Annotated in this window: 19 protein-coding genes; 15 read left to right on the top strand and 4 right to left on the bottom strand. The window is 59.5% G+C overall.

Features of this window, described 5'->3' with window-relative positions; translation table 11 throughout:
- Positions 1-37: 37 nt before the first annotated feature.
- The 3 genes from JN756_RS23430 to phhA form a co-directional block, all read right to left on the bottom strand.
- Positions 38-1,234, bottom strand: a complete 1,197-nt coding sequence (locus JN756_RS23430) for an amino acid aminotransferase (protein WP_046382502.1) — start codon at positions 1,232-1,234, stop codon at positions 38-40.
- Entirely contained in the window at positions 1,234-1,590 is a 357-nt protein-coding gene (locus JN756_RS23425) for a 4a-hydroxytetrahydrobiopterin dehydratase (protein ID WP_017845357.1), read from the bottom strand. The genes JN756_RS23430 and JN756_RS23425 overlap by 1 nt, the downstream gene beginning before the upstream one ends.
- A 105-nt stretch (positions 1,591-1,695) precedes the next feature.
- Entirely contained in the window at positions 1,696-2,487 is a 792-nt protein-coding gene (phhA, locus tag JN756_RS23420) for a phenylalanine 4-monooxygenase (protein ID WP_177030441.1), read from the bottom strand.
- 256 nt (positions 2,488-2,743) lie between these two features.
- Here phhA and JN756_RS23415 point away from each other — a divergent pair, with 256 nt between their 5' ends.
- Entirely contained in the window at positions 2,744-4,327 is a 1,584-nt protein-coding gene (locus JN756_RS23415) for a sigma-54-dependent phenylalanine hydroxylase transcriptional regulator PhhR (protein ID WP_017845359.1), read from the top strand.
- A 43-nt stretch (positions 4,328-4,370) separates the two neighbouring features.
- Here the strand turns inward: JN756_RS23415 and JN756_RS23410 are convergent, their stop codons facing one another.
- A complete protein-coding gene (locus JN756_RS23410) occupies positions 4,371-5,159 on the bottom strand; it encodes a hypothetical protein (protein ID WP_046382504.1) in 789 nt (262 codons plus the stop codon).
- A 597-nt stretch (positions 5,160-5,756) separates the two neighbouring features.
- Here JN756_RS23410 and JN756_RS23405 point away from each other — a divergent pair.
- From JN756_RS23405 to JN756_RS23340, 14 genes are all read left to right on the top strand, one after another.
- Positions 5,757-6,497 (top strand): flagellar basal body rod protein FlgF, encoded by a 741-nt coding sequence (locus tag JN756_RS23405; RefSeq protein ID WP_046382505.1) that lies wholly within the window; start codon positions 5,757-5,759, stop codon positions 6,495-6,497.
- Positions 6,498-6,564: 67 nt separating this feature from the next.
- Entirely contained in the window at positions 6,565-7,350 is a 786-nt protein-coding gene (flgG, locus tag JN756_RS23400) for a flagellar basal-body rod protein FlgG (protein WP_046382506.1), read from the top strand.
- A 53-nt stretch (positions 7,351-7,403) separates the two neighbouring features.
- Entirely contained in the window at positions 7,404-8,099 is a 696-nt protein-coding gene (gene flgH, locus JN756_RS23395) for a flagellar basal body L-ring protein FlgH (protein WP_046382507.1), read from the top strand.
- A 27-nt stretch (positions 8,100-8,126) separates the two neighbouring features.
- The gene (locus JN756_RS23390; protein WP_164887039.1) at positions 8,127-9,215 is read left to right on the top strand and encodes a flagellar basal body P-ring protein FlgI; all 1,089 of its coding nucleotides are present in this window, start codon (positions 8,127-8,129) and stop codon (positions 9,213-9,215) included.
- 4 nt (positions 9,216-9,219) lie between these two features.
- Positions 9,220-10,485 (top strand): flagellar assembly peptidoglycan hydrolase FlgJ, encoded by a 1,266-nt coding sequence (gene flgJ / locus JN756_RS23385; RefSeq protein WP_046382509.1) that lies wholly within the window; start codon positions 9,220-9,222, stop codon positions 10,483-10,485.
- Positions 10,486-10,495: 10 nt separating this feature from the next.
- On the top strand, positions 10,496-12,538 hold the full coding sequence (gene flgK, locus JN756_RS23380; RefSeq protein ID WP_057003860.1) for a flagellar hook-associated protein FlgK: 2,043 nt from the start codon (positions 10,496-10,498) through the stop codon (positions 12,536-12,538).
- A 14-nt stretch (positions 12,539-12,552) separates the two neighbouring features.
- Positions 12,553-14,154 carry a flagellar hook-associated protein 3 gene (locus JN756_RS23375; RefSeq protein ID WP_128192332.1) on the top strand — a complete coding sequence of 534 codons (1,602 nt, stop codon included), beginning with the start codon at positions 12,553-12,555 and terminating at the stop codon, positions 14,152-14,154.
- 279 nt (positions 14,155-14,433) lie between these two features.
- Entirely contained in the window at positions 14,434-15,363 is a 930-nt protein-coding gene (locus JN756_RS23370) for a ketoacyl-ACP synthase III (RefSeq protein WP_057003862.1), read from the top strand.
- Between the two features lie 277 nt (positions 15,364-15,640).
- Entirely contained in the window at positions 15,641-17,056 is a 1,416-nt protein-coding gene (locus JN756_RS23365) for a flagellin N-terminal helical domain-containing protein (RefSeq protein WP_057003863.1), read from the top strand.
- A gap of 74 nt (positions 17,057-17,130) precedes the next feature.
- Positions 17,131-17,481: a flagellar protein FlaG gene (locus JN756_RS23360; RefSeq protein ID WP_057003864.1), complete on the top strand. Its 351-nt coding sequence runs from the start codon at positions 17,131-17,133 to the stop codon at positions 17,479-17,481.
- 80 nt (positions 17,482-17,561) lie between these two features.
- On the top strand, positions 17,562-18,968 hold the full coding sequence (gene fliD, locus JN756_RS23355) for a flagellar filament capping protein FliD (protein ID WP_169881310.1): 1,407 nt from the start codon (positions 17,562-17,564) through the stop codon (positions 18,966-18,968).
- 140 nt (positions 18,969-19,108) lie between these two features.
- On the top strand, positions 19,109-19,513 hold the full coding sequence (gene fliS, locus JN756_RS23350; protein ID WP_057003866.1) for a flagellar export chaperone FliS: 405 nt from the start codon (positions 19,109-19,111) through the stop codon (positions 19,511-19,513).
- A 24-nt stretch (positions 19,514-19,537) separates the two neighbouring features.
- Positions 19,538-19,834 carry a flagellar protein FliT gene (gene fliT / locus JN756_RS23345; protein ID WP_057003867.1) on the top strand — a complete coding sequence of 99 codons (297 nt, stop codon included), beginning with the start codon at positions 19,538-19,540 and terminating at the stop codon, positions 19,832-19,834.
- Positions 19,835-20,004: 170 nt separating this feature from the next.
- On the top strand, positions 20,005-21,480 hold the full coding sequence (locus tag JN756_RS23340) for a sigma-54 dependent transcriptional regulator (protein WP_046382517.1): 1,476 nt from the start codon (positions 20,005-20,007) through the stop codon (positions 21,478-21,480).
- The last annotated feature ends 46 nt before the right edge of the window (positions 21,481-21,526 follow it).

The raw sequence follows: 21,526 nt of genomic DNA, 5'->3' as shown, positions 1-21,526 counted from the left end.
CAAGCCCCCTCCCACATTGGGCTTTGCATTTCTTCGGTTAAGTGTGCGAAACGTCTGCAATGGCTTGCGCCAGCAGCGTCAATCGCGTCGCATCGATCCCCGCGACGTTGGCCCGCCCCGAACTGACCATATACACGCTGTGTTTCTCGCGCAGTTGCTTGACCTGTTCGGCGTTCAAGCCGGTATAGGAAAACATCCCACGTTGCGCGCCGATATGTGCAAAGCGTTCGGCCAGCCCGTGTGGCGCGAGGGCCTCCACGAGCCCGGCGCGTAACTGTGCGATGCGCGAGCGCATGGCTTCGACTTCGTCGCTCCACTGCGCCTTCAGCTTGGCATCGCCGAGGATTGTCGCGACGACTGCCGCGCCGTGATCCGGCGGAGTCGACCACAGGTTGCGCGCGATATTCGCCAACTGGCTGCGCACATCCGTCAGCTTTTCGGCATCCGCCGCACACACGATCAGCGCGCCGACACGGTCGCTATACAGGCCGAAGTTCTTCGAGCAGGAGCTGGTGATCAGCACTTCCGGCAGCTCGCTCGCGAACAGGCGCACCGCCCAGGCATCCTGCTCCAGGCCGTCGCCAAAGCCCTGGTAGGCGAAGTCGATCAGCGGCAGCAGGTGGCGCTCGCGCACGATCTGCAGGACCTGGCGCCAGTCAGCCTGGGACAGGTCGAAACCGGTCGGGTTATGGCAGCAGGCGTGCAGCAGCACCACGTCGCCCTCGGGCACCGTGGACAAGGTCGCCAGCATCGCGCTCACATCCAGGTGATTGTCCGCGCCGACGTAAGGGTAGTGACTGACCTTGATCCCGGCCTTGGCGAAGATGCTTTCGTGGATCGGCCAGGTCGGGTTGCTCAGCCATACGCCGCGGCCGGGCAGGCTGTGGGCGATAAAGTCGGCGCTCAGGCGCAGGGCGCCGGTGCCGCCTGGAGTCTGGGTCGCCCCGGCACGGTGTGCGCGCAGCAGCGTGGACTCGGCGCCGAGCACCAGTTCGCTGATCAATCTGCCGAACGCAGCGTCGCCGTGGCCGCCAATGTAGGTCTTGGTGGTTTGCTGCTCCACCAGGCGCTGCTCGGCAAGTTTCACGGAAGGGAGGATCGGTGTCAGCCCCTGGTCGTCCTTGTACACGCCCACGCCGAGGTCGAACTTGTTCGGGTTGGCATCCTGGGCATACAGGTCCATCAGCCCGAGGATCGGGTCGCCGGGCACGCGGCCAATCGCATCGAAGTGCATTATTTGCGGCCCTCGGCATCCTTGGCCACTTCGTCGGTGCGCGCGGCCATGATGAAGTCGTTGCGGTGCAGGCCTTTGATGGAGTGGCTCCACCAGGTCACCGTGACCTTGCCCCACTCGGTGAGCAGGCCAGGGTGGTGACCTTCGGCTTCGGAAATGGCGCCCATGGCGTTGGTAAAGGCCAGGGCGAACTTGAAGTTCTTGAACAGGAAAACCTTTTCCAGTTGCATGACGCCATCGCGGACTTCGATGTTCCAGTCGGGGATCTGCTTGAGCAGCACCGGCAGTTCTTCATCGCTGACTTGCGGGGCATCGGCGCGGCAGGCTTCGCAGTGGGCTTGGTTCAAGGTGGTCATGTGGGGTGTCCTGAATTCGAGTGTCTGGAAAACGGTCGTCAGTGGCGTCACCCTAAAGCAACGCGGAGCCAGGGAACAGATTCACCTGGTATCAAAACCTACGGTTCACGCCGCTTTGGGTTTGGGTGGGAACTTCGGTGCGTGCAGACCCAACTGCATGCCGCGCTCGACCATGCCCATGATGTCTTCCTGGGCGACATCGAACAGGCGCTTGAGCTCGGGCAAGACAAAATATAGCGGTTGCAGGATGTCGATGCGATACGGTGTACGCATCGCCTCCAGCGGGTCGAAGGCCTGGTGCTCGGGTTCGGACGACAGGCTGTACACCGTTTCCTTGGGCGACGACAAAATACCGCCACCGTAGATGCGCCGGCCTGCGGGCGTATCCACCAGGCCAAACTCGATGGTCATCCAGTACAGGCGCGCCAGGTACACGCGCTGCTCTTTGGTGGCCGCGAGGCCGAGCTTGCCGTAGGTGTGGGTGAATTCGGCGAACCAGGGATTGGTCAGCAGCGGGCAGTGGCCGAAGATCTCGTGAAAAATATCCGGCTCTTGCAGGTAGTCCAGTTCTTCACGGGTGCGAATAAAAGTCGCCACCGGAAACTGCTTGTTGGCGAGTAATTCAAAGAACGTCTGGAAGGGGATCAGCGCCGGCACGCGGGCGACTTGCCAGCCGGTGGTATCGGCCAGCACCGTGTTGATTTCGCTCAGTTGCGGGATGCGGTCCAGGGGCAGGCCGAGCTTGTCGATGCCGTCCAGGTATTCCTGGCAGGCCCGGCCCTCGATCACCTTCAACTGGCGTGTGATCAGGGTGTTCCACACCGCGTGTTCTTCCGGCGGGTAGTGGATAAAACCTTGCGCATCGGGCTCGCGGGCCACGTAGTGCGTCTGCTTCATACGGCTCTCCTGCTAGGCATTCGTTCTTGTTATGTCCTGCGATGTACGTATTGATAACCCGATTGGGGTGAGATTCCAGCGGCCTACGCAAGGGTGCTGTAGGAAAGTTTACCGATATTCGTAAAGTATTCGTTACGGATTGGCCGTTCATTGATGCGTCGGGCTGTGAAAAGACGGCTGACTGTCACATAATCTTGACGACTATCTGCGCCCAGCGACAAAAAGACGCGGCGCCTACCCTTCTTCGGGCCTTTTCATGCGTATCAAAGTGCATTGCCAGAACCGCATCGGCATCCTGCGGGACATTCTCAACCTGTTGGTGGAGTACGGCGTCAACGTCGCCAAGGGCGAGGTCGGCGGTGAGCATGGCAATGCCATCTACCTGTTCTGTCCGAATCTGGTGAACATGCAATTCCAGGCGTTGCGCCCGCAGTTCGAGGCGATTGCCGGGGTGTTTGGCGTAAAGCGTGTGGGGCTCATGCCCAGCGAACGTCGGCATATGGAGCTCAATGCGTTGCTCGGGGCCCTGGAGTTTCCGGTGCTGTCCATCGACATGGGCGGCTCGATCGTCGCCGCTAACCGCGCGGCCGCGCAGTTGCTCGGGGTGCGGGTGGACGAGGTGCCGGGCATCCCGCTGTCGCGTTACGCCGAGGATTTCGACTTGCCGGAACTGGTGCGCGCGAGCAAATCGCGGATCAATGGCCTGCGGGTCAAGGTCAAGGGTGACGTATTCCTGGCGGACATCGCGCCGCTGCAATCCGCCGAACACGACGACAGCGAAGCCATGGCCGGCGCAGTGTTGACCCTGCACCGTGCCGACCGCGTCGGTGAGCGCATCTACAATGTGCGCAAGCAGGAGCTGCGTGGCTTCGACAGCATCTTCCAGAGTTCCAAGGTCATGGCTGCCGTGGTCCGTGAGGCCCGACGCATGGCGCCGCTGGATGCGCCGCTACTAATAGAAGGCGAAACCGGCACCGGCAAGGAGCTGCTTGCCCGCGCCTGTCACTTGGCCAGCCCTCGTGGCCAATCGCCGTTGATGGCGCTCAATTGTGCCGGCTTGCCGGAGTCGATGGCCGAGACCGAGCTGTTCGGCTACGGCCCCGGCGCTTTTGAAGGGGCACGGGCCGAGGGCAAGCTGGGGCTGCTGGAGCTGACGGCGGGCGGTACGCTATTTCTTGATGGCGTCGGGGAAATGAGCGCGCGCCTGCAAGTGAAGTTGCTGCGGTTCCTGCAGGACGGTTGCTTTCGCCGAGTCGGCAGCGATGAAGAGGTGTACCTGGATGTGCGGGTGATCTGCGCAACCCAGGTGGACCTCTCGGAACTCTGCGCGCGGGGCGAATTCCGTCAGGACCTTTATCACCGCCTGAACGTGCTGTCGCTGCATATCCCGCCGCTGCGCGAATGCCTCGATGGCCTGGCGCCGCTGGTGGAACACTTCCTCGATCAAGCCAGCCGGCAGATCGGCTGCCCGTTGCCCAAACTGGCTTCGGCGGCCATGGAGCGACTCAGCCATTACCACTGGCCGGGCAATGTACGGCAGCTGGAAAACGTCCTGTTCCAGGCGGTGTCGCTGTGTGAGGGCGGGACGGTCAAGGCTGAACACATTCGTCTGCCGGACTATGGCGTGCGTCAGCCGCTTGGCGATTTCTCTCTGGAGGGCGGCCTGGAAGCCATCGTCGGCCGGTTTGAAAAGGCCGTGCTGGAAAGTCTGTATGCCGAACATCCCAGCAGTCGGCAGTTGGGCAAGCGCTTGGGCGTCTCCCATACAACGATTGCCAACAAGTTGCGGGATTATGGTTTGGGCAAGGAGGGCAAAACCCCTGAACACGCTGCTCGATAGGCGCCATGTCCAGGGTTTTTCTGCGAGGGGTGACACGGCGGCGTCAATACATCGCGTAGCTTGGATCTTGATGGATGAGCACGGTGTCATCTGTTTCTTTCTCAACCCAGGCCATGTAAGGCGCTTCATTGGGTGGGGGGGAAAAGAGTGTGGTCAGTGCGTAGTCTTTATGGTTCTGCAGTTTTTCAAGGCTCTGATTGATCTCCGGGGGAAGACGCCCGTACTTTCCGGATCTCAGTTCGTTGGCAGAAATCCCTTCGTTGTTATAGGTGGGTATAAGCATTGATAAGTCGATATGTTCAAGCAACGCTGAGCCATTGGGCGGAAATACCGTCCCCTCTGTAGAACTTTCGATTTCAATGGGGCTGCCGCCGTTTTCAGGGAACCATGCCAATGATCCGCTTATTGAGTCATTCTCCTCTTTAACGCGAGAGACCAATTGGTAGTTTTGGTTCTTATCCAGTTTTTCCAGTTCCCTGAGTGCGCTGTGCGATAACGCTCCAAACTTGCCGCTGCGTACATCGTTGGCGGACACGCCCAGGCCGGTCTCGATGGTCCTGCCGGGGATGTTGTCCAGCAGCTCCAGGAACGCCGAGGTCGTCGGGTCTAGGTCGCAACAGGGCGGCAGTGTCCCGGCATCGTATTCCCCAGCTCGGCTTTCCCAGTATTCTTTATTGTTAGGATTCAGCTCCGGGCGTACCTCCAACTCGCGCCGTTGTTCGGGCGATAGGCTGCTTAATGGCTCGAACCGGTCTAGAATTTCGTTATAAGAAAATTGTTTTTGCCAAGTTGTCGTCATGTGCGTATGGGGTGCATTATCAATACCAGGCATTTCAGTATCCTTGGAAAATAATAAGTTGATAAGGTGCGAGTGATCGGGAAGTAGTCGTGACCGCTTTGCGACGCACCGAAGTTACGGGTGCTGTATTTGAACGCCAAGTGGGTTTTGATCAGTAAATGTAAAAAGCTATCGGACTATTCTTGTTTGGAGTTGGCTTTGTCTGGGTTTTATAAAAATCAAGCCAGCTACATATGTACTCACGCATTTACGGGGCCGTCAGGCATATGGTTTTTTTGGCGCTTGTAATGGTCGGACAACAAAACCTCGGCCCCATCGTTTCGAGGTGGCCAACGGGGAGGGCAAGTGCCCAGTGGCTTGCCAAGTGTTTCAGCGGTTCGGCGTGCTCCGCGCTCCACCCATGCGTAGCGCTTGAGCGCCGGGAAAAGCCTGCGGGACACCAAGCGTTGCCGTCTGCGGCATAACTCCGCCGTTTTTTCGACTCCGCCTGGGCCTGCCTTTTTTCACGTCTTGCCGCAAACCCTTGCCCCGCCTGGGCTTTCTGCACTTTTTGAAAGTTGGTTCGCAAATTGCTTAAGCCTCATCAGTACAGCGGTGGGCGGCAAGCGTCCGTCAGAAAGAGGATAGAGCGTGGACAAGTACCTTTACGTGGCAATGACCGGCGCCAGCCAGAATGCTCTGGCACAGAAGGCCCATGCCAACAATCTGGCGAACATTTCCACCAACGGCTTCCAGCGTGACCTTGAGCAGGCGCGCTCGATGCCGGTGTTCGGTGACAGCTTTCCGGCGCGGGCGTTTGCCATGACCGAGCGGCCTGCCACCGACTTCTCTCCGGGTGCCATGATCGAAACCGGTCGTGACCTCGATGTGGCGGTCAGCGGTGACGGTTGGATGGCCGTGCAAACCCCCGATGGCAGCGAAGCCTACGTGCGCAGCGCCAGCATGAATGTGGATGCGCTCGGCGTGCTGCGGGCCGGCAATGGCATGCCGATCATGGGCAACGGTGGTCCGATCGCCGTGCCGCCGCAGCAGAAGATCGAAGTAGGCGCCGACGGCACCGTCAGCATCCGCGCAATGGGTGAAGGCCCGCGGGTGATGGCTGAAGTGGACCGGATCAAGCTGGTCCAGCCCGACCTCAAGAACATGACCAAAGGCCTGGACGGCACCATCCACACCAAGGACGGCCAGCCGGCCCAGGCCGACGCGAACGTCAAGCTGACCTCGGGGTTCCTGCAGGCGAGCAACGTCAATGCGGTGGAAGAAATGACCGCGGTGCTGGCGCTTTCCAAGCAGTTCGAGCTGCACATCAAGATGATGAACAGCGCTAAAGAAGACGACCAGGCCATGACCCGCGTTCTGGCGATGAGCTGATAGCGGTTTCACTGAATACTAATTTTGCGGCGCAGCGCCAACAAACAGGCGCACGAAGGAGAACAGCATGCTTCCGGCTCTATGGGTTGCCAAAACAGGTCTGTCCGCCCAGGACACCAACCTGACCACCATCTCCAACAACCTGGCGAACGTTTCGACCACGGGCTTCAAACGTGATCGCGCCGAGTTCCAGGACCTGCTCTATCAGATCAAGCGCCAGCCAGGCGCCCAGTCGACCCAGGACAGCGAACTGCCGTCGGGCCTGCAATTGGGTACCGGTGTGAAGATCGTCGGCACCCAGAAGAACTTCACGGCCGGTAACCTGCAGCAAACCGGTCAGCCTCTGGATATGGCGATCAACGGCAAAGGGTTCTTCCAGATCCTGCAACCAGACGGAACGACGTCCTACTCTCGTGATGGTTCTTTCCACCTGGACTCCAACGGCCAGATCGTCACGTCCAACGGTTTCGCCCTGGAACCGGCCATTATCGTGCCGGCCAATGCCCAGACCTTCACCGTCGGCAACGATGGCACCGTGTCCATCACCGTGGCGGGCAACCCGGCGTCGCAAGTGATCGGCAACCTGCAAACCGCCGACTTCATCAACCCGGCCGGCCTGCAAGCCATCGGCGGCAACCTGTTCCTGGAAACCGCCTCCAGTGGCGCGCCGCAAATCGGCACCCCGGGCTTGAACGGCTTCGGCACCACGCTGCAAAGCACCCTGGAAACCTCCAACGTCAGCACGGTGGAAGAGATGGTCAACATGATCACCACTCAGCGCGCTTACGAGATGAACTCCAAGGTGATTTCCACCGCCGACCAGATGCTTTCGTTCGTTACGCAGAATCTGTAATCAAGTCTATGGGGCGCTCCTGAGGGCGCCTGCAACACCGTGAGGTTAGGGTCATGAATCGCTATGTTTCCGTTCTGGCATTGAGTGGGATTGCCGTGCTCGCGGGCTGTGTCGCCCCGACGCCAAAACCCAATGACCCGTACTACGCGCCGGTGTTGCCACGCACACCGCTGCCGGCGGCGGCCAATAACGGCTCGATCTACCAGGCCGGTTTCGAACAGAACCTGTACGGCGACCGCAAGGCGTTCCGGGTCGGTGACATCATCACCATCACCCTCAACGAGAAGACCACGGCCAGCAAGAACGCCAACTCGCAGGTGGGCAAGACCAGCAAGACCGGTATTGGCCTGACCTCGTTGTTTGGTGCCGTGCCGAACACCAACAACCCCTTGGGCAGTGGCGACTTGAGTTTGAGCGCCGGCTACAGCGGTGACCGCGCCACCAACGGCAAAAGCTCCGCTGGGCAGAACAACAGCCTGACCGGTTCGATCACCGTGACGGTGGCCGATGTATTGCCCAACGGCATCATCGCCGTGCGCGGTGAGAAGTGGATGACCCTCAACAGTGGTGACGAGCTGGTACGCATCGCCGGCATGGTCCGTGCCGATGACATTGCCACCGACAACACGGTGCCTTCGACGCGTATTGCCGATGCGCGCATTACCTACTCGGGTACGGGTTCGTTTGCTGATGCGAGTCAGCCGGGCTGGTTCGACCGTTTCTTCCTTAGCCCGCTGTTCCCTTTCTAGGTGGCCACTTTGAAATTCAAACAGCTGATGGCGGCGGCACTGTTGCTGTCGCTGAGCGCAGTCGCCCAGGCTGAACGCCTGAAAGACATCGCCAGCATTTCCGGCGTGCGTTCTAACCAGTTGATCGGCTACGGCCTGGTGGTCGGGCTTAACGGTACGGGTGACCAGACCACCCAGACCCCGTTCACCCTGCAGACCTTCAACAACATGCTCTCGCAGTTCGGCATCAAGGTGCCGTCGGGCTCGGGCACCGTGCAACTGAAAAACGTCGCGGCCGTGTCCATCAGTGCCGACTTGCCGGCGTTCTCCAAGCCGGGTCAGGTGGTGGACATTACCGTGTCGTCCATCGGTAACTCGAAAAGCCTGCGCGGCGGCACCCTGTTGATGACGCCGCTCAAAGGTATTGACGGCAACGTCTACGCCATCGCCCAGGGCAACCTGGTGGTGGGCGGGTTTGACGCTGAAGGCCGCGACGGTTCGAAGATTACGGTGAACGTGCCATCAGCCGGGCGCATCCCTGGCGGCGCCACGGTTGAACGCACCGTGCCCAGCGGCTTCAACCAGGGCAACAGCCTGACCCTGAACCTCAACCGTTCCGACTTCACCACCGCCAAGCGCGTGGTCGACAAGATCAACGACATGCTCGGCCCTGGCGTCGCCCAGGCCATCGACGGCGGCTCGATCCGGGTCACTGCGCCGCTGGACCCAAGCCAGCGCGTGGATTACCTGTCGATCCTGGAAAACCTCGAGGTCGACCCCGGCCAGGCAGTGGCCAAAGTCATTATCAACTCGCGCACCGGCACTATCGTGATCGGCCAGAACGTCAAAGTGTCGCCGGCCGCGGTGACCCACGGCAGCCTGACAGTGACCATTACCGAAGACCCGATCGTCAGCCAGCCTGGGCCGTTGTCCAATGGCCAGACCGCCGTGGTACCGCGCTCGCGGGTGAACGCCCAGCAAGAAGCCAAGCCAATGTTCAAGTTCGGCCCCGGCACCACCCTGGACGAGATTGTCCGCGCGGTGAACCAGGTGGGCGCGGCGCCCGGCGACTTGATGGCGATCCTCGAAGCATTGAAACAGGCCGGCGCCTTGCAAGCCGACCTGATTGTGATCTGAGGCCATGGCCATGGATATGCGCAACAGCGGGATCAGCAGCACGGCGGACTCGGGGTCTTATTCCGACCTGAACCGGCTTAACCAGCTCAAGGTCGGCGCCGACAAGAACAGCGACGGCAACATGCGCAAAGTGGCGCAGGAGTTCGAGTCGCTGTTCCTCAGCGAGATGCTCAAGTCGATGCGCTCGGCCACCGACGCCCTGGGCAAGGACAATCCGCTGAACACTCCGGCCGCCAAGCAGTACCAGGAAATGTACGACCAGCAGTTGGCTGTCTCGATGTCCCGCGAAGGCGGTGGTATCGGCCTGGCCGACGTGCTGATGCGTCAGATGCAGAAGAACAAGCCGGTGGACGCCCAGGCGGCCACCTTGCAGGGCCCGGCGGCGGCTGAGCCGGTGAAGAAAGTCGACGTACCGACGGAAATCGCCGCCGGCACCCAGGCGACCGGGCCGCTGGGCCGCTCCAATGGCCAGCGCCCACTGTGGGCCTACCGCGTGGCTGTCCCCGAAGGCGCCAGCGCTCACACCAACGACGTGGCTCTGATGAACCAGCGCCGCCTCGCCTTGCCGAGCAAACTGACCGATCGACTGCTCGCCGGCATCGTGCCGAGCGCGCCGGTCGCGATCGATGCCAATCGCGCGCCACTGCGTAACAGCGTCGCCGATGACAACGTGATCAACAGCAGCGCACGCAGTTTTGCCGTGCCCAGCGGCCGCATGCAGGTCTACGGCCGCGCCGTGGCCCAGCCGCCGTTGGCCCCGGCGAAGAAAGCCTTCAGTTCCCAGGACGAATTTGTCGCCACCATGTTGCCGATGGCCAAGGCTGCCGCGGCGCGTATTGGTGTCGATCCGAAGTACCTGGTGGCCCAGGCCGCCCTGGAAACCGGTTGGGGCAAGTCGGTGATGCGTGCCGACGACGGCAGCAGCAGCCACAACCTGTTCGGTATCAAGGCCGGCCAGAGCTGGCAGGGCGGCCAGGCCCGCGCGATCACCAGCGAGTTTCGCGATGGCGCGATGGTCAAGGAAACGGCGCAGTTCCGTTCCTACGATTCCTACCAGGACAGCTTCCATGACCTGGTGACGTTGTTGCAAAGCAATGATCGCTATAAAGAAGTTGTGAAGTCAGCCGACAACCCGGAACAGTTTGTGCGCGAGTTGCAAAAAGCCGGCTATGCCACCGATCCGGATTACGCCAGCAAGATTTCGCAGATTGCCAAAACGATGAACAGCTACCAGAACTACGCTGCCGCGGGCGCGACCACTCATTTATAAGGTCTGAATCATGAGTTTGCTCAATATCGGGATGTCGGGGCTAAACGCCGCTCAAGGATCGTTGTCGGTCTTAAGTAACAACATCGCCAACGCCAATACCGCAGGCTACTCGCGTCAGCAGACCACTCAGAGCGCCAGCGCTTCGAACCAGTACGGCGGTGTGTTCATCGGCAGTGGCACGACGTTGGCGGATGTGCGCCGGGTCTATAACGAATTCCTGGACGCGGCCTACCAGAACAGCACGTCGCTCAACAGCGATGCCAAGGCTTATGCCGATCAGGTCAGTGCTGTCGACAAGACCTTGTCGGACAAGACCACCGGCATGTCCTCGGTACTCAGTGCATTCTTCTCCGCGGTGCAGACCGCGGCCGCCAACCCCAGTGACACGTCCGCCCGGCAGGTGCTGCTGACCAGCGCGCAGACCCTGAGCAACCGGTTCAACTCGATCTCCTCCCAGTTGAACCAGCAGAAAGAGTCGATCAACGGCCAGTTGAGCACCATGAGTGATCAGGTCAATCAGTTGACCTCCTCGATTGCCTCGCTCAACAAGCAGATCAGTCAGGTCCAGGGCTCGACCAACACCGCGCCGGCCAATTTGCTGGATGCGCGTAATGAAGCCGTGCGCTCGCTCAATGAGCTGGTGGGGGTGACCACCAGTGAAAAGAACGGTGTGTTCAGTGTCAGCACCGGCTCGGGCCAGTCCCTGGTGCTGGGCGACCAGTCCAACAGCATTTCCGCCGTGCCGAGCAAGAGCGACACCAGCCAGTACACCATTGAGTTGAACGTGGGCGGCGGGACCTCTGTGGACCTGGGCAACGTGCTGTCCGGCGGCAGCATCGGCGGGTTGCTGCGTTATCGCAGTGATGCGCTGATGCCGGCCATCAACGATCTGGGGCGTATCGCCCTGGCGACGGCCGATACGGTCAACAATCAGTTGGGCCAAGGCCTGGACCTGAATGGCGACTTCGGCACCTCGCTGTTCAAGGACATCAACAGCGCGACAGCGATTGCCCAGCGCAGCCAGGGCGCCGTTGGTAACAGCAGTGCCGGCAACCTGAATGTGAGCATCGCCGATACCAGCAAGCTGTCGACCTATGACTATAAGGTCACCTTCAGCAGCGCCAACAATTACACCGTGGTGCGTTCCGACGGCAAAGCCATGGGCGCGTTCGACGTCACCACCACGCCGCCGCCGGTGATCGATGGGTTCACCTTGGCGTTGGATGGCAAGGGGGCGATGGCGGCGGGCGATAGCTTCAAGGTCAGCCCCACCGCGACTGGCGCCACCAATATCGGCACCGATATGACGGACTCCAATAAAATCGCGTTTGCCGGGCCTTTACTGGGCGAAAGCAGTAAAACCAATCAGGGGACTGGCACTTTCACACCACCGAGCCTGACGCTGCCGATCGACATTCATGGCGGCGCGACTACCGCTCAACTGCGCGCCGGGATTGAACACTCAATGCCGGTGAAGATGGTCTTCGGCAAGCCGGCAGCCGACGGTACCCAGGCCTACACGCTCAACGATGCTCAGGGCAACTCGATAGGCAGCGGCACGATTGTGCCGGGCCAGGGTAACAAGATCACCGTCAACGTACCGATGCGCGATGCCAGTGGTGCGCTCGTCGTACCGGCCGCGAGCTTCGGTTTCGATACGACCGTCGGCGGCTCGCCGACCGATGGCGACAGCACCACGTTCTCTTTCAATGCTTCCGGCAGGTCGGACAACCGCAATGCCCAGGAACTGCTCAATCTGCAGACCAAGGCCTCGGTCGGTCTGGCCGATGGCAGCGGGGGCGGGGTGAGCCTGGTCGCGGCCAACAGCCGCCTGGTGTCCACCGTGGGGGCCAAGGCCGCCTCGGCCACTACTGACACCACGGCCACCGGCGCGTTGTTGACGGCCAACAAAAACGCACGCAACTCGGTGTCCCAGGTCAACCTGGATGAAGAGGCGGGCGACATGATCAAGTTCCAGCAGTATTACACCGCGTCGTCGCAGATCATCAAGGCTGCGCAAGAAACCTTCACTACGCTGATCAATAGTCTTTAAGGGAGTCTGGGACGATGCGAATTTCTACACAGCAGTATTTCGAAACCAGTTCCGCCAAGTATTCGGATAACTATTCCAGTGTGGTGAAGGCCCAGGATCAGGCCAGTTCCGGTGTGCGTGTGCAAACCGCCGCGGATGATCCGGTGGCGGCCGCCCGTTTGTTGTTGTTGCAACAGCAGAAAGACATGCTGGGTCAGTTCAATGGCAATATCACCAGCCTGAAAAACTCCCTGACCAACGAAGAAAGCGTGCTCAGCTCGATCAACGATGCCTTGCAGCGCGCCACTCAGTTGGCCCTGCGTGCCGGCGGCTCGATCAGCGATGCCGATCGCCGCTCGATTGCCAGTGAAGTCGGGGCGATCGAGGATCAGGTCCTGGGCATGCTCAACAGCAAGGACTCTTCCGGCAACTACTTGTTTTCCGGTTCCAAGACCCAGACCCCGCCCTACAGCCGCAACAATGACGGCACTTACAGTTATCAAGGCGATGAAACGCCGCTGACCCTGCAAGTCTCCAATACGTTGAAGATCAGCGCCGGTGATACCGGCAAGACCATTCTGGAGGGCGCCGCCAACACCAGTCGCACCCAGGCCACATGGCTTGCCCCTGTGCCTCAGACGGTGCCGCCGACGGTCAATGACAACAAGGTTGCGCTGTCGGCCGGCTTGGTGACTTCAAGCGCCGACTACTCCAACAAGTTCGCCGACGGCCAGCCGTACAAGCTGACCTTTACCAGCAGCACCCAATACAAGGTGTCCGATAAGAACGGCACTGACGTGACCTCGGAGATTGCGGGTAACGGCACCTTCGATGCCACCAAGGAAGGCAGCACCAGCGTGGCACTGCGTGGGGTGAAGTTCGACATCACCATGGGCCTCGGGGATGTTGCCCCGGGCGCCAACTCCGATGCGCTGGTCAAGGATCGCTCGTTCAGCCTGGAAGCCAAGCCGGATACGTTCAGTATCTCGCGCACGCCAAGCAACACGTCTACTGCGCAATTGAACGGTGCCACCGTGTCCAACCAGACGGACTATGCCAGCACGTTCCCGAGCAACAGCGGGGCGCTGATCAAGTTCACCAGCGCGACCGCCTACGAGGTGTACGCCCAGCCCTACACGGCCGCTAGCAAAACCATTGCCACCGGTGATACCGGTGGCGGTACGACCTTGACGGCGGCCGGGGTGACGTTTGACATCAGCGGCGGTACGCCACAAGCGGGCGATCAGTTTTCCGTCGGTGCCAATACCCAGAAAACGCAGAATGCGCTGGACACCCTCGGCCAATTGCGCAAGGCGCTGGAGCTGCCGGCCGACGGTAATCCGGCGGCGACGGTCAAGCTCAAGGACGTGCTGGATGCCTCCATCAGCAACTTGGCCAACTCAATGTCCCAGATCACTAACGTGCGCGGTGACATCGGTGCGCGGGGGAACGCCCTGGATATTCAGTCCGGCGAAAACACCAGCGTCGGTCTGGCCAACACCAGCACCATGAGTGACCTGGCTAACGTCGACATGGGAGAGGCGGCGATCAATCTGACGCTGCAGCAGACCATGTTGCAGGCTTCACAGCTGGCCTTCGTTAAAATTTCCCAGTTGAGCCTGTTCAGCAAAATGTGATTTCAGCGTGACAACACCGCGGCCCGCTCTGGAAACAGGGTGGGCCGTTGTCGTTTTTACGGCTCAATTGTTCAAAGGTTTTGCATAAACCGCACAAAATTGAGTGACCTGTGAGTCATAAAGCGCATCTTCACTGTATCGTATGAAAAGGATAAGTCGTCACAGGGTCCTTGCGGGACGGCTTTCAGCGAAATTGTCATGGGGTTATCCCCTTTATTGTCAGCACTCCAGGCGTCGTCCGAGGGGTGTTCTCCAGCTATTTAGTATTGGGAAGCCACAATGATTGGCATAAAAAGCATCGCCAGTTACGTGCCGGCCGACGGGATCGATAATTACGCCCAGGGTGCCAAATTCGCCAAGGATGAAGAGTTCATCATTGGCAAGATCGGGTCGGCATTCCTGCCGCGCAAGGAAGCTGGGCAGGAGACCTCCGACCTGTGTGTCGAAGCGGTCAATGCATTGTTTGCCAACAACCCGCAGTTGAAGCGTGAGTCCATCGACGCGCTGATCGTCGTCACCCAGAACGGCGACGAAGAGGGCTTGCCCCACACCGCCGCCATCGTCCAGGACAAGCTCGGCCTGCCGACTCACGTCGCTGCCTTTGACCTTTCCCTGGGTTGCTCCGGCTACGTCTATGGCATCTACGCGATGAAGGGCTTCATGGAGGCCACCGGCCTGAAGAACGGCCTGCTGATCACCGCCGATCCGTATTCGAAGATCGTCGACCCGGAAGACCGCAACACCACCATGCTGTTCGGCGATGCCGCCACCGCGACCTGGATGGGTGAAGATGCCTCGTGGTTGCTCGGCAAGGCCAAGTTCGGCACCGACGGCTCCGGCGCACCGCACTTGAAAGTCAGCGACGGCGTGTTCTTCATGAATGGCCGCCAGGTGTTCAACTTCGCCTTGCTCAAAGTGCCGGCGCACTTGCACGCGCTGCTCGATGAGTCGGACCTCAAGGCCGACGACATCGATGCCTTCTGCATTCACCAGGGCAGTGCGGCGATTGTCGACGCCGTGGCGCGGCGTTTCGAAGATGCGCCAGTGGAAAAATTCATCAAGGACATGGTCGAGACCGGCAACACCGTGTCGTCGAGCATTCCGTTGCTGCTGGAAAAGCACGCGATGGACTCCACCTGGAAACGCGTGGCAATCAGCGGATTTGGTGTGGGCCTGTCCTGGGGCTCGGCGATTCTCTATCGTCCGTGACGCTTAAATAGGTTGCACGCGCTTCAAGCATGAAGACGCCGATGATCGAACGATCATCGGCGTTTTTTATTTGGCGCCAGAAAAACCAATGAAATCAGGCCTTTTTGCCGGACTAAGCCCTTGAATTACAAGGGGTGGCACGGTGCTAGTAAAAAAAATCAAAAAACTCCTCAAGCAACCGGCTACCACGACGATAACTATTACGTAGGTTCTCTAGGCCACACCCGGCGGTTGCCAGGGCCGGAAGCCGCAGTATCCATCCAACGAGGATTTCGTCATGGCTTTAACAGTAAACACCAACATTGCTTCCATCACTACCCAGGGCAACCTGAACAAAGCTGGCAGCTCCCTGGCCACTTCCATGCAGCGCCTGTCTTCCGGCCTGCGTATCAACAGCGCTAAAGACGACGCTGCCGGCTTGGGTATTGCTACCCGCATGACTAGCCAAATCAACGGCCTGGGTCAAGCAGTCAAGAACGCCAACGATGGTATCTCCATCGCGCAAACCGCTGAAGGCGCAATGCAGGCTTCGACCGACATTCTGCAAAAAATGCGTACCCTGGCTCTGTCTTCGGCTACTGGCTCCCTGAGCACCGACGACCGTAAGTCGAACAACGACGAATACCAGGCTCTGACTTCGGAACTGACCCGTATCTCGCAAACCACCACTTTCGGCGGCCAGAAACTGCTGGACGGTTCGTACGGTACTAAAGCTATCCAAGTTGGCGCCAACGCTAACGAAACCATCAACGTAAGCCTGGACAACGTTGCTGCCAACAACATCGGTTCGCAGCAGATCAACAGCCTGGGCATCACCCCTGGTGCTGGTGTTGCTGGTGGCGCAATCGCTGTGACTGGTAACGGTCAGTCTACCAGCGTAACCGTAGCTGCCGCTGCTTCCGCTAAAACCATCGCTGCCCAACTGAGTGGCGCCGTCGGTGGCCTGAGCGCTACTGCCAGCACTGAAGCTCAGTTCGTTGTCGGCGCGGGTGCTGCTGCTGCTCCGGCTTCGTTCACCATGACCGTTGGCGGCCAAGCCACCACGTTCGTCGGTGTGAAAGATACCGCCAGCCTGGCTGACCAACTGAAGTCGAACTCCGCCAAACTGGGTATCAGCGTTAACTACGATGAATCCAAAGGCACTCTGTCGGTTAAATCCGACACTGGTGAAAACCTGGCCTTCAGCGCTTCGACCGCTGCCGGTACCATCACTGTTGCGACCAAAGACGGTTCCGGTACCTACGGTACTGCTACTGCCCTGGCTGACGGCATCATCGCTACCGGTGCTGTGAACATGAACTCCTCCAAGGGTTACTCCCTGGAAGGTGCTGGTGTGACCGGTCTCTTCGGTGCCGCGACTTCCGCTGCCTCGGCCAAGACCTCCGTATCGCAGACCGACGTGACTGACGCCACCAAGGCTCAGAACGCTGTGTCCGTGATCGACCAGGCTATCGCTACCATCTCCAGCTCCCGTTCGGGCCTGGGTGCTGTTCAGAACCGTCTGACCAGCACTGTGGATAACCTGACCAACATCCAGAAAAACACTACATCTGCCCGTAGTACTGTTCAGGACGTCGACTTCGCTTCCGAAGCCGCTGAACTGACCAAGCAGCAAACCCTGCAGTCGGCTTCCACCGCGATCCTGTCGCAGGCTAACCAACTGCCATCCGCTGTACTGAAGCTGCTTCAGTAATCACGGCACTGGGTAAATGATGGGGGGGCGCGTTTACGTGCCCTTTCGTCTTTTCCAATCAGAGGAGATTGGGCATGGACATGAATGTAAAACTGAACTTGTCTTATCCGCCACAGGCCCCTCAAGGCCCCGTGGCACCTGTGGTTGCTGACAAAGACAAGACTAAGGTTGAGCCGGCCGCGCCAACCACGGATAAGCCCCAAAAGGGCGATCTGGAAAAAGCGGTCACCGATATTAAAGAATTCGTACAAGCGGCCCAGCGTAATCTGGATTTTTCCATTGATGATTCCACCCATAGGGTTGTGGTCAAGGTCATTGCCACCGACACCGGTGAAGTGATCCGCCAGATTCCCTCGGAAACGGCCTTGAAGCTGGCGCAAAGTTTGTCCAGCGCCAGTCACGTATTGTTTGACGACAAGGCTTGAGCTGGCATGAAAATTGTTGCTGTTACGGCTTGAAGTGTTCTTCGTCAAGATAACGGCAGCCACCGTAAAGGAGAAAGATGATGGCGGGTACAACGATTACTGGCGTGGGGTCGGGCTTCGACACCCAGGCAATTGTGAAATCCCTGGTGGATGCCGAGCGAGCGCCGAAACAGGCGCAGATCAACACCCAATCGCAAAAGGCAACTACCCAGCTGTCGTCGATCGGCAAGATCCAGGCAGCCCTGGACGCCTTTCGTGGTGCGCTGACCAGCATGGGCACCGATAACAGCTTCAGCGGCTTGACCGGTACCTCTTCGGACGAAAAGGTCGCCACCATGACGGCCAACCAAGGTGCGGCGAACGGCAGCTTCTCGCTGATCGTCAACCAGCTGGCCACGCCTTCGAAGCTATCGACCAAAACGTTTGCCGGTGGCCAGTCGACAGTCGTCAACGCCGGCACCACGCCGACAACGCTGACAATCACGCAGTCGGGCAAGAACTTTGATTTGAGTGTGCCGGCAGGCGCGACACTGCAACAGGTGCGTGATTCGATCAACTCCACGTTCGGCACCGCCGGCCTGAGTGCCAACATCCTCACCGACTCCACCGGTTCGCGTCTGATCCTGACCTCCACCAATGGCGGGGTCGGTTCGGACCTGACGATGTCGGGCAACTCTGGGATTGATACCGGCTACACGGTAGTCAGCCCGCCTCAGAACGCCAAGTACACTATCGATGGCATTGCGGCGGAGTCCAAGTCCAACAGCATCACGGATGCGGTGAGTGGGGTAAGCATCAAGTTGCTGTCGCTGTCGCCTACGGTCACGGCCAACGATCCGAATACAACCAACCCGCTTCGTACCGCCATGACCATCTCGGTCAGCACCAGCGCCACCGCGCTGAAGTCCGGGGTCAAGGGCTTCGTCGACACCTACAACGCTCTGCTCAAGGCCATGAACGCCGAGACCAAGGTCACCAAGGATGCTGCCGGTAACTCCATCGCCGCAACCCTGACTGGCGACTCGACCATGCGTACCTTGCAGTCGGCGATCCGCAACGAGTTCAACGCACTGTCCGGCAACGGCACCTTGAAGTCCCTGGCGCAGTTCGGCGTCACGACCGACCAGGACACCGGGGCGCTGAGTATCGACAGCAAGCAGTGGGATAAGGCTGTCGCCACCAATGCTGCCGACATCAACAGTATTTTCAGCGGCAAGACCGGCTTGCTGGCGCGCCTGACGGCGGCTACCGATGGCTACGCCAAGGCCTCCACCGGGATTCTGGCGACGCGCACGACTTCGTTGGCCGACAGCCTGAAAGACCTGACCAAGCAGCAAACCGATCTGGATGATCGTCTCACGACGATGCAGGACTCCTTGACCCGCAAGTACACGGCCATGGACACGCTGGTGGCGCAGTTGCGGCAACAGAGCAGCAGCATCCTTGGCACGCTCAGTGCGCTGAGCAACTCCAAAAGCAGCAGCTGATTGAATGTGCGTGAAAAAGCCCGGGTCCGTTGACCTGGGCTTTGTTCTTTATAGCGCCGGCGGGTTAAAGTTTTTTGCGATCCAGTCGACATAATGGTTACTGCAACCCATCTAGCTGTTGCCTGTCACGAGGTAGAAACATGAATCCCATGAGAGCCCTTCGCCAATATCAGAAGGTCAATTCCCATGCTCAGATCTCCGAAGCCAGCCCGCATCGCCTGGTGCAAATGCTGATGGAGGGCGGTCTGGACCGTATGGCGCAAGCCAAAGGGGCGCTGGCGCGTGGCGATATCGCTCAGAAGGGCCTGATGCTCGGCAAGGCTTCTGACATCCTCATTGGCCTTCGTGATGGCCTGGATGCGGAAAAAAGCGACAACAAGGAATACGTCCAGCAATTGGACGGTCTATATGTCTATATGACCAACCGTCTGATGGAAGCCAATTTGCACAACGATGTCGACATGATCGACGAAGTCGCTCGTCTGTTGATTACCGTCAAAGAAGGCTGGGATGCCATTGCCGCACCACAAGGTGCCGCACAGTAAGGCCTCGGCCTTGAGGAACTGATCATGAGCCAAGCACTGCAACGCATCGATGAAACCCGCGAAGCCCTGATCGGCGCGCTGGCGGAGCGCAACTGGGAAGCCGTTGGCGAACTGGACCTGGGCTGTCGCGCGGTGATTGATCAGGTACTCAGCGAAGCGCCGGTGGACGAGGACGCCCTGCGGGAAAAGCTGGAGAGCTTGCTGGCGGTGTATCAGCAGTTGCTTGAGGTGACGACCGGTGAGCGCCAGGCGATTTTCGAAGAGATGTCGCAGATCAACCGAGCGGAAAGTGCGTCAAAGGTTTACCATTTGTTCGGCTGAATGGGCTCAGTTAATCCGAACGGTGCGTCATATATTTGACTGTGCCAGCATTTTTGACTTAACTAGTGCTGTTTTCAGATTTCAGACGTCTAGTAAGGTAAGAAATCTTACAAACGTCTAGATTGCCCTCACTCTGGGGCAGAGCGTTTTACTAGGGAAGTTGCTATTGCATGTGGCGTGAAACCAAAATTCTGCTGATTGATGACGATAGCGTCCGCCGCCGCGATTTAGCGGTGATTTTAAATTTTCTTGGCGAAGAAAATCTGCCCTGCGGTAGCCATGATTGGCAGCAGGCGGTCAGCTCGTTGTCCTCGAGCCGTGAAATCATTTGTGTACTGATCGGGACGGTAAACGCTCCTGGCGCAGTTCTGGGCTTGTTAAAGACACTGTCAACCTGGGATGAGTTCCTTCCGGTGTTGCTGATGGGCGATATTTCTTCGCTCGACCTGCCGGAAGACCAGCGCCGCCGGGTGTTGTCCGCCCTGGAAATGCCGCCCAGCTACAGCAAATTGCTCGACTCCCTGCACCGCGCCCAGGTCTATCGCGAGATGTACGACCAGGCCCGTGAGCGCGGTCGTCACCGCGAACCCAACCTGTTCCGCAGCCTCGTCGGCACCAGCCGGGCGATCCAGCACGTGCGCCAGATGATGCAGCAAGTGGCCGATACCGACGCCAGTGTGCTGATCCTCGGCGAGTCGGGCACCGGCAAGGAAGTGGTCGCGCGCAACCTGCACTATCACTCCAAGCGCCGCGACGGGCCCTTTGTGCCGGTCAATTGCGGGGCGATCCCGGCAGAGCTGCTCGAAAGCGAATTGTTCGGCCACGAGAAGGGCGCCTTTACCGGGGCGATCACCAGCCGTGCCGGGCGTTTCGAGCTGGCCAACGGCGGCACGCTGTTCCTCGACGAAATCGGCGACATGCCGCTGCCAATGCAGGTCAAGCTGTTGCGCGTGTTGCAGGAGCGCACCTTCGAGCGCGTGGGCAGCAACAAGACCCAGAGCGTCGACGTGCGGATCATTGCGGCCACCCACAAGAACCTCGAAAGCATGATCGAGGTCGGCAGCTTCCGCGAAGACCTCTATTACCGCCTCAACGTGTTCCCGATCGAGATGGCCCCGCTGCGTGAGCGCGTGGAAGACATCCCGCTGCTGATGAACGAACTGATCTCGCGCATGGAGCACGAAAAGCGCGGTTCGATCCGCTTCAATTCGGCAGCGATCATGTCCCTGTGCCGCCATGGCTGGCCGGGCAACGTCCGCGAGCTGGCCAACCTGGTGGAGCGCATGGCGATCATGCATCCCTACGGTGTGATCGGCGTGGTCGAGCTGCCGAAGAAATTCCGCTACGTCGACGAAGAAGACGAGCATCTGGTGGACAGCCTGCGCAGCGACATGGAAGAGCGGATCGCCATCAACGGTCATACCCCGGACTTCGGTGCCACCGCGATGCTGCCGCCGGAAGGCCTTGACCTCAAAGACTACCTCGGCAACCTTGAGCAAGGGTTGATCCAGCAGGCCCTGGACGACGCCAACGGCATCGTCGCGCGTGCCGCCGAGCGCCTGCGCATCCGTCGAACCACCCTGGTGGAAAAGATGCGCAAGTACGGGATGAGCCGTCGAGACGGTGATGAACAGGCAGATGATTGACGCCTGTTTTTCAAGTAACTGAAAACTAAGCGCATTTTTTTAGGCA

Source organism: Pseudomonas sp. Y39-6 (genome assembly GCF_023651955.1).
GTDB lineage: Bacteria > Pseudomonadota > Gammaproteobacteria > Pseudomonadales > Pseudomonadaceae > Aquipseudomonas > Aquipseudomonas veronii.
The sequence above is the reverse complement of the archived record's forward strand: the minus strand, read 5'-3'. Positions and strand labels throughout refer to the sequence as shown.